Origin of the sequence: Georgenia yuyongxinii, assembly GCF_006352065.1 — a bacterium.
Lineage (GTDB): Bacteria > Actinomycetota > Actinomycetes > Actinomycetales > Actinomycetaceae > Georgenia > Georgenia yuyongxinii.
This window is the reverse complement of record NZ_CP040915.1, coordinates 1,842,652-1,855,408: the sequence shown is the minus strand read 5'-3', so window position 1 is coordinate 1,855,408 and position 12,757 is coordinate 1,842,652. Positions and strand designations below refer to the sequence as shown.

At 71.0% G+C, this 12,757-nt stretch carries 11 protein-coding genes; 8 read left to right on the top strand and 3 right to left on the bottom strand.

All coding sequences use genetic code 11. From position 1 onward, the window contains the following. The first annotated feature begins 93 nt into the window (after positions 1 to 93). Entirely contained in the window at positions 94 to 678 is a 585-nt protein-coding gene (locus FE374_RS08415) for a hypothetical protein (protein WP_139928178.1), read from the top strand. Between the two features lie 78 nt (positions 679 to 756). Here the strand turns inward: FE374_RS08415 and FE374_RS08410 are convergent, their stop codons facing one another. Further along, a complete protein-coding gene (locus FE374_RS08410; protein ID WP_139928176.1) occupies positions 757 to 1,689 on the bottom strand; it encodes an ROK family glucokinase in 933 nt (310 codons plus the stop codon). 148 nt (positions 1,690 to 1,837) lie between these two features. Between FE374_RS08410 and FE374_RS08405 the strand changes: the two genes are divergently transcribed. The 3 genes from FE374_RS08405 to FE374_RS08395 all read left to right on the top strand — a co-directional run bounded on the left by FE374_RS08405 (position 1,838) and on the right by FE374_RS08395 (position 5,990). Beyond that, positions 1,838 to 3,667 carry an AMP-dependent synthetase/ligase gene (locus tag FE374_RS08405; protein ID WP_139928174.1) on the top strand — a complete coding sequence of 610 codons (1,830 nt, stop codon included), beginning with the start codon at positions 1,838 to 1,840 and terminating at the stop codon, positions 3,665 to 3,667. Positions 3,668 to 3,862: 195 nt separating this feature from the next. Further along, on the top strand, positions 3,863 to 5,641 hold the full coding sequence (locus FE374_RS08400; protein ID WP_139928172.1) for a DEDD exonuclease domain-containing protein: 1,779 nt from the start codon (positions 3,863 to 3,865) through the stop codon (positions 5,639 to 5,641). A 70-nt stretch (positions 5,642 to 5,711) separates the two neighbouring features. Continuing rightward, on the top strand, positions 5,712 to 5,990 hold the full coding sequence (locus tag FE374_RS08395) for an Lrp/AsnC family transcriptional regulator (protein WP_139928170.1): 279 nt from the start codon (positions 5,712 to 5,714) through the stop codon (positions 5,988 to 5,990). A 553-nt stretch (positions 5,991 to 6,543) separates the two neighbouring features. On the opposite strand, the gene trpD is transcribed toward FE374_RS08395, so the two are convergent. Together trpD and FE374_RS08385 are read right to left on the bottom strand one after the other, a co-directional pair. Next, positions 6,544 to 7,611 carry an anthranilate phosphoribosyltransferase gene (gene trpD / locus FE374_RS08390; RefSeq protein WP_139928168.1) on the bottom strand — a complete coding sequence of 356 codons (1,068 nt, stop codon included), beginning with the start codon at positions 7,609 to 7,611 and terminating at the stop codon, positions 6,544 to 6,546. Then, entirely contained in the window at positions 7,608 to 8,042 is a 435-nt protein-coding gene (locus FE374_RS08385) for a response regulator transcription factor (protein WP_139928166.1), read from the bottom strand. Before FE374_RS08385 ends, trpD begins: the two co-directional genes overlap by 4 nt. A 336-nt stretch (positions 8,043 to 8,378) precedes the next feature. Between FE374_RS08385 and ctaE the strand changes: the two genes are divergently transcribed. From ctaE to qcrB, 4 genes are read left to right on the top strand one after another with little or no spacing between them, the layout of a single operon-like run. Then, positions 8,379 to 9,017, top strand: coding sequence for an aa3-type cytochrome oxidase subunit III (gene ctaE / locus FE374_RS08380; protein ID WP_139928164.1), 639 nt, complete (start codon positions 8,379 to 8,381; stop codon positions 9,015 to 9,017). 60 nt (positions 9,018 to 9,077) lie between these two features. Continuing rightward, a complete protein-coding gene (gene qcrC / locus FE374_RS08375; RefSeq protein ID WP_139928162.1) occupies positions 9,078 to 9,860 on the top strand; it encodes a cytochrome bc1 complex diheme cytochrome c subunit in 783 nt (260 codons plus the stop codon). After that, positions 9,857 to 10,915 (top strand): cytochrome bc1 complex Rieske iron-sulfur subunit, encoded by a 1,059-nt coding sequence (gene qcrA, locus FE374_RS08370; protein ID WP_179957360.1) that lies wholly within the window; start codon positions 9,857 to 9,859, stop codon positions 10,913 to 10,915. The genes qcrC and qcrA overlap by 4 nt, the downstream gene beginning before the upstream one ends. A gap of 50 nt (positions 10,916 to 10,965) precedes the next feature. Further along, the gene (qcrB, locus tag FE374_RS08365) at positions 10,966 to 12,687 is read left to right on the top strand and encodes a cytochrome bc1 complex cytochrome b subunit (RefSeq protein WP_139931474.1); all 1,722 of its coding nucleotides are present in this window, start codon (positions 10,966 to 10,968) and stop codon (positions 12,685 to 12,687) included. Positions 12,688 to 12,757 lie beyond the last annotated feature (70 nt).

The window sequence follows — 12,757 nt, the reverse complement described above, 5'->3', positions numbered from 1 at the left end:
CGGTAGAACACTTGTCGTCAACCTCCGCCGTGGGCCGCGGGCCGTCGAACTGCCAACACCGCGGCGGCCTTCGTTCACTCTAGAGTGATCTCCATGGCAGGACCTACCCGCGACGGGGAGCACGACTCGAGCGACTCGCTCGATGACGCCACCGTCGCGGCCCGCTGGGCCGAGCTCACCGCCTCCCTCGGCGAGCTCGAGGTCCCGGCCGTCGCGGACCCGCCACGCGACCCCGCGCGAGGGCCCTCCGCCGACGGCGGCCCCACCACCGAGGGGGCCCGGCCGGACGGCCCGGGGAACACCGTGGGCTGGACGGACGACGGCACGGCCGACGCCGTCGGCCGGGTCGACGCCGCGAGCGGCGCGGCACCCGGCGCGACGGGTGCGTTACCGCTCCCCGGTCCGCGGGACTACGTCGCGGACGAGGACGACGACGAGGGGTACGTCCCGCCCGAGCCCGAGCCGCTCTCGCACGCCGACCCCGCCCTGACGCTGGGCTGGGTGGCCGCGGTCGGCTCGGTGGTGGTCGCCATCGTCCTGGCGATCGCATGGCGGCCCCTGCCCTCCACCGTGCTTACCGTGCTGGGCCTGACGATGCTCGCTGGGGTCGCACTGCTCCTGTGGCGCATGCCGGACGGCTCTGACCCCGACGACCGCTCCGACGGCGCCGTCGTCTGACGGCGCCGTCGTCTGACGGCGCCGTCGTCTGAGCGCGCTGCCCTATGAGAGCGCTGCCCCCGCGGCAGTTCCCCCGCCTCAGGTGCGGGCGAGGTCCGCCGCGCCGACCATGCCGGCCTCGTTGCCCAGCTCGGCGAGCTGGACGGTCAGCTCGCCGCGGTAGCCGCGCGCGGACAGGTGGCTGCGGAAGGACTCACGGGCCGGTTCCAGCAACAGGTCACCGGCCGCCGCCACGCCGCCGCCGATGACGGCGATCTCCGGGTCCACGATCGCGGCGAGGTCGGCGATGCCCGCGCCCAACCAGAACCCCAGGTCCTCGAACAGCTCGACGGCGAGCGGGTCGCCCGCCTGCGCCGCCTGCGTCACGTGCGGGCCCTTGATCTTCGGCCCACCGGCCAGGTCCACCAGCGCGCCCGCCCGGTCCGGGTAGGCCACGACGGCGGCGCGCGCCGCCCGGGTCAGCGCCCGCCCAGAGGCGTACATCTCCCAGCAGCCCTCGTGCCCGCAGCCGCAGTAGTGACCGCCCGGCACCATCTGCATGTGCCCGATCTCCCCGGCCGCGCCGAACGCCCCGCGCAGCAGGCGCCCGTCGACGACGATCGCGCCGCCAAGACCGGTGCCGACCGTGGCCATCACCATGTGCTCGGCGTCGCGACCGCTGCCGAAGCGGAACTCCGCCCACCCGGCGGCGTTCGCGTCGTTCTCGATGACGATCGGCAGGTCGATGCCGGCCGCGAGCCGGTTCCGCAGCGGGTGGTCACGCCACGCGATGTTCGAGCCGAACAGCACGGCGTCGCGCCGTGGGCTGATGAAGCCGGCCGCCGCCACGCCCACCGCGGCCACCTTGTGCTCCTCACGCAGCTCCGACACCGCCCGGATCACGGACTCCTCGATGGCGGCGGGGTCGCCCGGATCGGTGTCGTACCAGCGCTGCGCGCGCAAGGTGCCGTCGTCGGCGACCACCCCTGCCGCGATCTTCGTCCCGCCGATGTCCACGCCGATGGCGTCCATGCCCACGCTCCTCGTCCTCGTTGCTGCCCATCGTCGTGCCCGCGCAGGTCTTGCGGGCCCGCGCCACGCCGCTTGCGCCAACCCGTGCCCCGGCGGCGACCTGGGCCGTTACGCTCCGGGCAGCAGCCCTACTGCCACTGGAGACAGCATGGACGAATTCCGCGTGCCTCGTCGGGTCGAGGTCGACCCTGGCCGCAGCATCACCGACTACCTGGTCGACCACGCCAAGCAGCGGCCCACGGCGGTCCTGTACGAGGAGAAGGTCGACGGCGCCTGGGTGCGGCACGACGCCGCATGGACCCTGGCACGCGTGGAGGCGGTCGCCAAGGGCCTGATCGCGGCCGGTGTTCAGCGCGGCGACCGCGTGGGCATCATGTCCCGCACCCGCCTGGAGTGGACCCTCCTCGACCTGGCGGCGTGGCACGCCGGCGCTGTCCCCGTGCCGATCTACGAGTCCAGCTCCCCCGAGCAGGCCCAGTGGATCCTTGCCGACTCCGGCGCGATGGCGGTGGTCGTGGAGACGGCAGAGAACGCCGCCGTCGTCGAGCAGGCCCGGTCCGAGGACGGCGGCCTGCCCACGCTGCAGCACCTGTGGCAGATCGACGACGGCGCGCTGGACTCACTCGCCGAGCTCGGCTCGGCGGTGCCCGACGCCGAGCTCGAGGCGCGGCACACCTCGGTGGGCATGGACGACCTCGCCACCATCATCTACACGTCCGGCACCACCGGACGACCCAAGGGCGCCGAGCTCACGCACGGCAACTTCGTCAACGTGTCCCTCGAGGCGATCGAGGCGATCAAGGAGGTCTTCGAGCAGCCCGGGTCACGCTCGCTGCTCTTCCTGCCGCTGGCGCACGTCTTCGCGCGGTTCGTCGAGGTCCTGGTCCTGCTGTCCGGGCGACCGCTCGGTCACACCGCAGACGCCAAGCAGGCGGTCGCGGACTTCGCCACCTTCCGGCCCACGTTCATCCTCTCGGTGCCGCGCGTGTGGGAGAAGGTCTACAACGCCTCGGAGCAAAAGACCGGCGGTGGGCTGAAGCTGAAGATCTTCCGCTGGGCGGCGAAGGTGGCCATCACCTGGTCCCGTTCGCTCGACACGGGCGGGCCGGGCGCCATCCTCAAGGCCCAGCACCGGCTGGCCGACAAGCTCGTGCTGTCGAAGCTGCGGGCGGCGCTGGGCGGTCAGGCGACCTACGCCGTCTCCGGCGGCGCGCCGCTGGGCGAGCGCCTGGGCCACTTCTACCGGGGCGTCGGACTACGGGTGCTCGAGGGCTACGGGCTGACCGAGACGACCGCACCCACCAACGTCGTCCGGCCTGAGCGCATCAAGATCGGCACGGTGGGCCCACCGTTGCCCGGCACGGCCGTCCGGATCGCCGAGGACGGCGAGATCCTCGTCCAGGGCGTCCCGGTCTTCCGCGGCTACCACAACGACCCCGAGGCCACCGCCGCCTGCCTGCGCGACGGATGGTTCCACACCGGGGACATCGGGTCCATGGACGAGGACGGCTACCTGCGGATCACCGGCCGCAAGAAGGAGATCATCGTCACCGCGGGCGGGAAGAACGTCGCCCCGGCGCCGCTGGAGGACTCCATCCGGGCGCACCCGCTGGTCTCGCAGTGCGTGGTCGTTGGCGACCAGCGGCCGTTCATCGGCGCCCTCGTCACGCTCGACGCCGAGATGCTGCCCGGCTGGCTCGCCAACCACGGGCGCGAGGCGCTCACGGCCGAGCAGGCCAGGACCGACCCGATGGTCCGCGAGCACATCCAGATGGCCGTCGACCGGGCCAACGCGAAGGTCTCCCGCGCCGAGTCGATCCGGGCGTTCCACGTGCTCGAGGGCGACTTCACGGTCGAGAACGGCTACCTCACACCGTCGCTGAAGGTGAAGCGCGACAAGGTGCTCGGCGACTACGCCGACGCCGTGGAGGAGTTCTACGTGGGCGCCGCGGCGCGGCGCGCCACCGAGTCCCGCTGAGACTCGGCAACACCCGCCCCGCCCTGCCCGCGAGATGTCATCTTCTCCGTGAGATGTACATCTCACGGAGAAGATGACATCTCGCGGGTAGGCGGCGGGGGGAGCCGGGGGGAGAGGAAAGCGGGCGGGCTCGTCCGCCGCCTCGCCGGGGGCGCCTGCCGGGCGATGTCAGTGCCGGCACCTAGCGTGACCGGCATGCAGCGTTCGCTCCTCGAGGTCGCCCAGGGTCGCCGTCTGGCGCTCGACGACGCCACCCGCGCGGCGAGCGGCACCGGCACCCCCGTCCAGCTCGGGCTGGACGATCTGGGCACCCCCCTGCACGAGGTGACCTTCGTCGTCGTCGACCTCGAGACCACGGGCGGCTCCCCCACCGGGTCCGAGATCACGGAGATCGGCGCCGTGAAGGTGCGCGGCGGTGAGGTGCTCGGCGAGTTCCAGACGCTCGTGAACCCCGGCATGGCCATCCCGCCAACCATCACGGTGCTCACGGGGATCACCAACGCCATGGTGATCCAGGCGCCGCCGATCACCGAGGTGCTGCCCGCCTTCCTCGAGTTCGCCGGCCTGGACCGCGGTTCGGTCTTCGTCGCGCACAATGCCGCGTTCGACGCCGGGTTCCTGCGCCACGCCACGGAGCGGATGGACCTCGTCTGGCCCCGCCCGCCCATCGTGGACACGGTCAAGCTCGCGCGCCGGGTGGTGACCAAGGACGAGGCGCCGAACCACAAGCTCGGCACCCTGGCGGCGCTGTTCTCCACGGCCGTCACTCCGGACCACCGCGCCCTGCACGACGCCCGCGCCACCGTCGACGTCCTCCACGCCCTGCTCGGTAGGCTCGCCCCGGTCGGGGTGACCCACCTGGAGGACCTGGCCACCGCGTCGGACCCGGTCCCGCACCAGCGGCGCCGCAAGTCGACCCTGGCGGACGGCCTGCCCCACGCCCCGGGCGTATACCAGTTCATCGGCCCGGGCGGGGAGGTGCTCTACGTCGGCACCGCGACCGACCTGTACCGGCGTGTGCGCAGCTACTTCACTGCCGCGGAGAAACGCGCCCGCATCGGGGAGATGCTCGACATCGCCGCGGCCGTGCGGCACATCCCGTGCGCGACCGTCCTGGAGGCGCAGGTCCGCGAGCTGCGGCTGATCGCCCAGCTCGACCCGCCTTACAACCGCCGCTCCCGCCGTCCCGACCGGAGGCCGTGGGTGCGCCTGACCGACGAGGCGTACCCGCGCCTGAGCGTGGTCCGCAAGCTGCCCGCCTCGCTGATGGACCAGGCGCTCGGGCCGTTCACCTCGACCCGCGCCGCCACCGAGGCGCTCGAGGCCCTGCAGGAGGCGGTCGCCGTCCGGCGGTGCAACGCGCGGCTCCCGCTCGTCCCGCGAACCGGCGCGAGCGCCTGCGCGCTCGCCGAGATGGGCCGGTGCGGCGCCCCCTGCACCGGTGGGCAGGACGCCCACGCCTACGCCCGCGTGGCCGACGGCGTCCGGCAGGCTCTGCGCACCGACGTGGACGACGTGGTCACGGCCTTGCACGAGAAGATTCGCGCGCTCTCTGCGCAGCAACGCTACGAGGAGGCGGCCACCCAGCGTGATCGGCTCCATGCCCTGCTGGCCGGTGCCCGGCGCGCGGAGCGGCTGCGGCCGCTGGTGACCACGCCGGAGATCCTCGCCGCACGCCGCCGCGACGCCGGCGGGTGGGAGCTCGTCCTGGTGCGGCACGGCAGGCTCGCCGGCACCGCCGTCGCCCCGCGCGGCATCGACCCGGTCCTCGTGGCCGAGTCGCTGCGTGTCAGCGCCGAGGCCGTGCCCGCACCGGACACCGCGTGCGGTGCAGCTCCCGTGGAGGAGTCGGAGCTGGTCGCCACCTGGCTCGAGCGGCCCGGGGTCCGGCTGGTCGAGGTCGTGCAGGGGGAGGTGCCCCTGGCGTGCCCGGTGCGCGGCGCTGCACGACACCGCCTGCCGGCCAGAGGATGATGGGCTCAAGATCCCGCCGCGCGGCGCGCCTGCGTGCGCCCCGCGCCCCCATAACGATCAAGGAGCGAACATGCTGACCGCCATCGTGCTCATCGACGCCGACGTCGCCCGAATCCCTGAGGTCGCCCAGCAGGTGGCCGACCTCGAGGGCATCAGCGAGGTGTACTCGGTGACCGGGGACATCGACCTCATCGCCATCGCCCGGGTGCGCGAGCACGAGGACCTCGCGCGGGTCGTCGCCGACCACGTCGGCAAGGTGGAGGGCGTGAAGGGCATGAAGACCTACATCGCGTTCCAGGCCTACTCCCAGCACGACCTCGAGCAGGCATTCCACATCGGACTCGACTGATAGAGCATGCGCGGACAGAGGCGGACAGTGTAGTGGGCCGGTGACGTGGGGCGACCTCGTCCCAGCTGGTCCGCAGCCCATCGGACAGATCCGCCTCGATCGGGCCAGAGCCACCAACGAAATGGCCGAGGTGGTTGTTTTTTTCAGCCATTTCGGCCATTTCGTTTCCAGCACGGCTCCGTGTCGATGTCTGTCATCGCGCACGCACTCGTTTGAACCCCGACGACCCCAACCGCCGTGGCCAGCAAGGCCGAATAGTGCGACTGGCGCGAGGGTGATGTCCCCCGTGCTGGTCGGAGCTCTGCGGCGCGGGAGCTCGATCTCGTGAGCTTCTAAAGAGCGGCGAGACCTGCACTTAGCGACCCACACCTGCCGTTCCACCGGCAGGTCTCGGCGCAACAGGCAGGTCTCGGCGCAACAGGCCCGCGCCGCGGTGACTGTCTCCTGCTCAACCGTCACTGCACCAACCGTCACTGCACCAACCGTCACTGCCACGACCGACAGCGCCCCGGCACCGATGTCTCGGAGCCGGGGCGCGCGTGGGTGGCGGGGCTCAGCGCGTCAGCGTCACCCAGCGCTCGAGCAGGTCCGCAGCTGCCCCGGAGTCGACCGAGCGTGCGGCGTGCTCGAGACCGATGGCGAGCCGAGCGACCAGTCGACCCTCCGACGTGCCCGGGAGGGTGCCGTCGGCCACGAACGCGGCGGCGGCGTTGAGCAGCACCGCCTCACGGACCGGTCCGGCCCGCCCGGCGAGCATGTCCCGGGCCACGCCGGCGTTGTACGTCGCGTCCTTACCGCGCAGGTCCGCCACGGTGGCCGGGGCGAGGCCCAGCTCCCGCACGGCGTCGACCGTGTGCTCGGTGACGGCGCCGTCGCGGACCTCCCACACCTCGTTGAGAACCGTCCCGCTGAGCTCGTCGAGCCCGTTCTGCCCCCGGAACACCAGCGCCCGGGTGCCGCGGCTCGCCAGGACACCGGCCACGAGCGGGGCCGTGCGCGCGTCGGAGACACCGATCGCTCCTGCCCGGGGGCGGGCCGGGTTGGTCAGCGGGCCCAGCAGGTTGAACGCCGTGCCGATCCCCAGCTCCTTGCGGGCCACCGCCGCGTGCCGAAACGAGGGGTGGAAGAGGTTCGCGAAGCAGAACGTGATCCCCAGCTCGGCGAACACCGACTCGACGCGCGGGATCTCCAGGTTCAGGTCCACCCCCAACGCCTCCAGCACGTCGGCCGACCCGGAGCGTGAGCTCGACGCCCGGTTGCCGTGCTTGACCACCCCCACCCCGGCGGCGGCGATCACGAGCGAGGCCATGGTGGAGATGTTGACCGTCTGCAGCCGGTCCCCGCCGGTGCCCACGATGTCGACGACGTCGGAGCGCACGTGGATGGGCATGGCGTGATCGAGCATGGCGTCCGCGAGGCCGCGCAGCTCCTCGACCGTCTCCCCCTTGGTGGCCAGGGCGGCGAGGAACCCCGCGAGCACCGTCGGTGAGGTCAGACCCTGCATGACCTGGTCCATGGCCCACGCCGTCTCGGCGGCGGTCAGGTCCTGGCGGTGGACCAGCTGGAGGAGCAGACCGGGCCAGGTCGGCTCGGGCGCGTGAGTGCTGACCGCGGCACTCACTTCGCGGCCTGCTCGCGCAGGAGGAGCGCCACCGCCTCCTGCAGGTCGATCGGGTCGAGCGGGGCGGAGACGTAGGCGTCGGCCTCGGACCAGGTGGCCAGCCAGGCGTCCTGCGGACGGGCGATCAGCAGCAGGATCGGGGGGCAGTTGTAGATCTCGCTCTTGAGCTGCCGGCTCACCGCCATGCCGCCGACCTTCGCGGCCTCGCCGTCGAGCACGAGCAGCGCGAAGTCGCCGTCGGCGACCTTCTGGAGCACGCCCGCGTGCGTGGCGGCCTCGGTCCACCGGATCAGCGGCAGGCCCTTGGCGGCGCGCCGGCCCACCGCCTCGATCACCGTCCGTCGGGTGTCGACGTCGTCGCTGTAGATCAGCAGGTCGACCGTCCCCGTCTCATCCCCCGCACGTGCAGGTGTGGTCTGGGTGCTGGTCATCGTCGTCCTCCAGGAGGTCCCACGGGCGGCGGCCACGGCCGCGCCGGTTGCGTGTAAGGGTGCACGGGCGGCGCGCGCCGCGCGTCACCGTCCTGGCGCCAATGGTAGTGGCCCGGCGCCGCGGTCCCCCGCACCGGCCCACCGGCCGGAGGTCCGCACCACCATCCCGGACGTCGCGACCCGCGGGACAGACCCGGACGATCACGACAAAGCGGGCCGGGACCAAGGTCTCGGTTCAGCAAAGATCCCGCGCCAGTACGCTGATTCTGGGTTCTTGCGCGACTCGCGCGGCCGCTAACTGGCGATCCTGCCCCGGACCTGGGCCATAATGACGTCGTGTCGTCAACCACTGCTGCCCCGAGCGCTGCCCACGTATCGGTGACACGGCCGAACACCTTGTCGGTCGGCGTCATCGTCTGGTTGTCCAGCGAGCTGATGTTCTTCGCGGGTCTCTTCGCGATGTATTTCACACACCGGTCTGTCGCTGGGCCGGAGGTGTGGACCGAGACCTCCAGCATCCTGAACTTCCCGTTCTCCTTCGCGAACACCACCGTGCTCGTCCTGAGCTCGGTCACCTGCCAGATGGGGGTGTTCGCCGCCGAGCGCTTCCAGGCCACCCGCACGGGTTCTCTGCTGAACGTCGCGCGCTGGGGCATGGTCGAGTGGTACACGCTGACCTTCCTGATGGGCGCCTTCTTCGTGTCCGGTCAGGTCGCCGAGTACGCCGAGCTCGTCCAGCACGGGCTGACGATCTCCTCCGGCTCCTACGGGTCGGTCTTCTACATCACCACCGGCTTCCACGCGCTCCACGTCATCGGTGGCCTCATCGCGTTCCTGTTCGTCCTCGGACGGGCATTCAGCGCCAAGCGGTTCGGCCACCTCGAGGCGGGCAGTGCGGTCGTCACGTCGTACTACTGGCACTTCGTCGACGTGGTCTGGATCGCCCTGTTCTTCATCATCTACGTCCTCAGGTAGCACCGGCCCCTCGGCCTCTGCCCTGCCCGTCCCCACGAACCCGAACGAGGAATCGCCATCGTGAAGGCACTCGCCGCCAGCAGAAGGAGCCGGTACGCACCGGCCGTCCTGGTGCTGCTCGCCCTGATCCTGACCGGCGCCCTGTACGCCGTGCTCGCCCCGCGCCCCGCGGAGGCGACGACCACCGGAACCGCCCAGGACATCAAGCAGGGTGAGGCGTTGTTCCAGGCGAACTGCTCCACCTGCCACGGACTGGACGCCGAGGGCACCGACCTGGCGCCGTCGCTCATCGGCGTGGGTGCCGCATCGGTCGACTTCCAGATGGCGACCGGGCGCATGCCGATGGCGAACAACTCCCCGCAGGCGGAGGCGAAGGAACCGCAGTTCGACGGCGAGCAGATCAGCCAGGTCGCGGCCTACGTCGCATCCCTGGGCCCCGGCCCGACCATCCCCACCGCCGACCAGGTCGACCCCGCGGCCGGCGACTCCGCCAACGGCATGGCCCTGTTCCGCACCAACTGCGCCATGTGCCACAACGCCGTCGGCGCCGGTGGTGCGCTCAGCGAGGGCAAGTACGCCCCCGCCCTCTACGAGTCGACGCCCACCGAGATCTACGAGGCGATGCTCACCGGGCCGCAGTCGATGCCGGTCTTCAACGAGGCCAACATCAGCCCCGAGGGCAAGCAGGACATCATCGCCTTCCTCATGGAGCAGCGGGAGACCTCCGTCGGAGGGATCACGTTCGGATCCCTCGGCCCGGTCGCCGAGGGCCTGTGGGTGTGGGTGATCGGCATCGGCGGCCTCATCGGCCTGGCCGTCTGGATCGGAGCGAAGTCGTCGTGAGCAGCATCGACCAGTACAACCCCGCCCCGACGACGGAGGTTCCCGAGCGCTTCGAGAACCCCGGCCTCGAGGAGAACCTCCCGCGCCTGACCGACGCCGACTCCGGGGCGCGCAAGCGCGCCGAGCGGCTCGTCCTCATCCTCTTCACCCTGTCGATCCTCGCCTCGATCGGCGCGGTCGTCGGATATTTCGCGATCCCGCTGGACAGCACGCTCGGCAACGTGCGGCTCTCCACCCTGGTGCTCGGCCTCGGTCTGGGCATCGGGTTCTTCGGTATCGGTGCCGCCGCGATCCACTGGGCCAAGGCGGTGATGTTCTACTACGAGCGCATCGAGCTGCGGCACCCGACCGAGTCGGACCCGGAGACCAAGCAGGTCGCGGCCCAGATGATGATCGATGGCGTCAACGAGTCGGGCATCGCCCGCCGCCCGGTCCTCAAGGGCGCCATCGCCGGCGCCGCCGCGCTCGCTCCCCTGCCGATCCTCGTGCCGCTCATCGGCAACCTCGGCGACGACTGGGATGTCTCGAAGTTCAAGCACACGATCTGGGGCGACACCCCCGAAGGCACGTACGGCACCCTGCCGGACGGCTCCCGCGGGCGGCGTCTGGCCCGTGATCCCGAGGACACCCCGATCAAGGCGTCGGACGTCACCATCGGGTCGGTCTTCCACGTCATCCCCCAGGGCCTGAACGACGAGGAGGACTTCTACGAGGAGAAGGCCAAGTCGGTCGTCCTGCTGGTCCGCGTCGACCCGCGTGTGCTCAAGGAGCGCCCCGAGCGCGCGGACTGGTCCTACGACGGCATCGTGGCCTACTCCAAGATCTGCACCCACGTCGGGTGCCCGGTGGCCCTCTACGAGCAGCAGACCCACCACCTGCTGTGCCCGTGCCACCAGTCGACGTTCGACGTCACCGACGAGGCCAAGGTGGTCTTTGGCCCCGCCAAGCGGCCGCTGCCCCAGCTGCCCATCGCGGTCGACGACGAGGGCTACCTCGTCGCGCGCAGCGACTTCACCGAGCCGATCGGCCCGTCCTACTGGGAGCGTCTGAAGTGAGCACCACAGTCCCCCGCGACCACTACAGCGGGTACAAGCCGTCCAAGCCGATGGCCGCCACCGCGGACTACCTCGACACCCACACCGGCGCCGGCAAGGCCGTCAAGTTCATCTCCCGGAAGATCTTCCCCGAGCACTGGTCCTTCCTGCTCGGCGAGATCGCGCTGTGGAGCTTCGTCACCCTGGTGATCACCGGGATCTTCCTGACGATGTTCTTCGAGCCGTCGATGACCCACACGACCTACCCCACGGACGCCCTGCCGGTGTCCCACCAGGGCATGGAGATGTCCGCGGCCTACGCCTCGACCGTCTACATGTCGTTCGAGGTCAAGGGTGGTCTGCTCATGCGGCAGATGCACCACTGGGCCGCCCTGCTCTTCATGGCCGGCATCGTCACGCACATGATGCGCATCTTCTTCACCGGTGCGTTCCGCAAGCCCCGCCAGCTCAACTGGCTCATCGGGTTCACGCTGCTGATCCTCGGCCTCGCGGCCGGCTTCTCGGGCTACTCCCTGCCGGACGACGTCCTGTCCGGCAACGGCCTGCGCATCGCCGACGGCGTCGCCAAGTCGATCCCGATCATCGGCTCCTACGCCAGCTACGGGCTCTTCGGCGGCGAGTTCCCCGGCACCGACATCGTCCCGCGCCTGTTCACCGTGCACATCCTGCTCGTGCCCGGCCTGATCATCGCGCTGGTGACTGTGCACCTCATCCTGATGGTCGTGCACAAGCACACCCAGTACCCCGGGCCCGGCCGCACCGACGGCAACGTCGTCGGCTTCCCCGCCTTCCCGGTGTACGTCACCAAGATGGCCGGGTACTTCTTCATCGTCTTCGGCTTCCTGGCGCTGATGGGCACGTTCCTGTCGATCAACAACGTCTGGAACTACGGCCCGTACGACCCCTCCCCCGTCTCCGCCGGCGCCCAGCCGGACTGGTACATGCTCTTCCTCGAGGGCGCCCTGCGGCTCATGCCGGGCTGGGAGGTCATGATCGGCGGCTACACGCTGTCGCTGAACATCCTCATCCCCGGCGTGGTCATCCCGGGTCTGCTGTTCACCTTCATGGCCGTCTACCCGTTCCTCGAGGCGGCGGCCACCAAGGACGTTCGCGAGCACCACGTGCTCGACCGCCCGCGCAACGTCCCGGTGCGCACGGCACTGGGTGTCGCCTGGCTCACCTCGTTCGTGATCCTCGTGCTGGCCGGGTCGAACGACCTCCTCGCCACGCACTTCGACCTGTCCATCAACGACATCACCTGGGCCTTCCGCATCCTGTTCTTCGTCGGCCCGGTCATCGCCTTCATCGTCACCAAGCGTGCGTGCCTGGCACTGCAGCGCCGGGACCGCGAGCTCGCCCTGCACGGCCACGAGACCGGCCGCGTGGTGCAGCTGGCCAACGGCGCGTTCATGGAGGTCCACAAGCCGCTCGACGACCACGAGCGGTGGCTGTTGGTGGCGCACGAGCCGCGCCGCCCGATCGAGATCGAGCCCGCGACCGACCGGAACGGTGTGGACCGGCCCGGCTACCGCACCGACATGATCCGCCACAAGCTGTCCCGGTTCTTCTACGAGGACCGTGTCGAGCCAGTCACCCCGGCCGAGCTGGCCGCCACCGGCCACGGCGGCGAGATCCTCGGCGACGAGGGCCCGGCCCGTCAGGTCCGCGGCGGCGGCGTCGAGGTCGAGCTCGAGGTGCCGCAGGGGCACCACGACCCGGGCGTGCCCGCCTCCAGCTCCGTCGCGATGCTCGCCCGGTCGCGCGAGGACTGAGTTCCGCACGAAACGACGGCGGCCGGCTCCCCTTGGGGGCCGGCCGCCGTCGTTTCGTGTGTGCGCGCCG

Coding starts and splice junctions, on each gene's coding strand:
- FE374_RS08415 (WP_139928178.1), top strand. CDS start 94: ATGGCAGGACCTACCCGCGACGGGGAGCACGACTCGAGCGACTCGCTC.
- FE374_RS08410 (WP_139928176.1), bottom strand. CDS start 1,689: ATGGACGCCATCGGCGTGGACATCGGCGGGACGAAGATCGCGGCAGGG.
- FE374_RS08405 (WP_139928174.1), top strand. CDS start 1,838: ATGGACGAATTCCGCGTGCCTCGTCGGGTCGAGGTCGACCCTGGCCGC.
- FE374_RS08400 (WP_139928172.1), top strand. CDS start 3,863: ATGCAGCGTTCGCTCCTCGAGGTCGCCCAGGGTCGCCGTCTGGCGCTC.
- FE374_RS08395 (WP_139928170.1), top strand. CDS start 5,712: ATGCTGACCGCCATCGTGCTCATCGACGCCGACGTCGCCCGAATCCCT.
- FE374_RS08385 (WP_139928166.1), bottom strand. CDS start 8,042: ATGACCAGCACCCAGACCACACCTGCACGTGCGGGGGATGAGACGGGG.
- qcrB (WP_139931474.1), top strand. CDS start 10,966: ATGGCCGCCACCGCGGACTACCTCGACACCCACACCGGCGCCGGCAAG.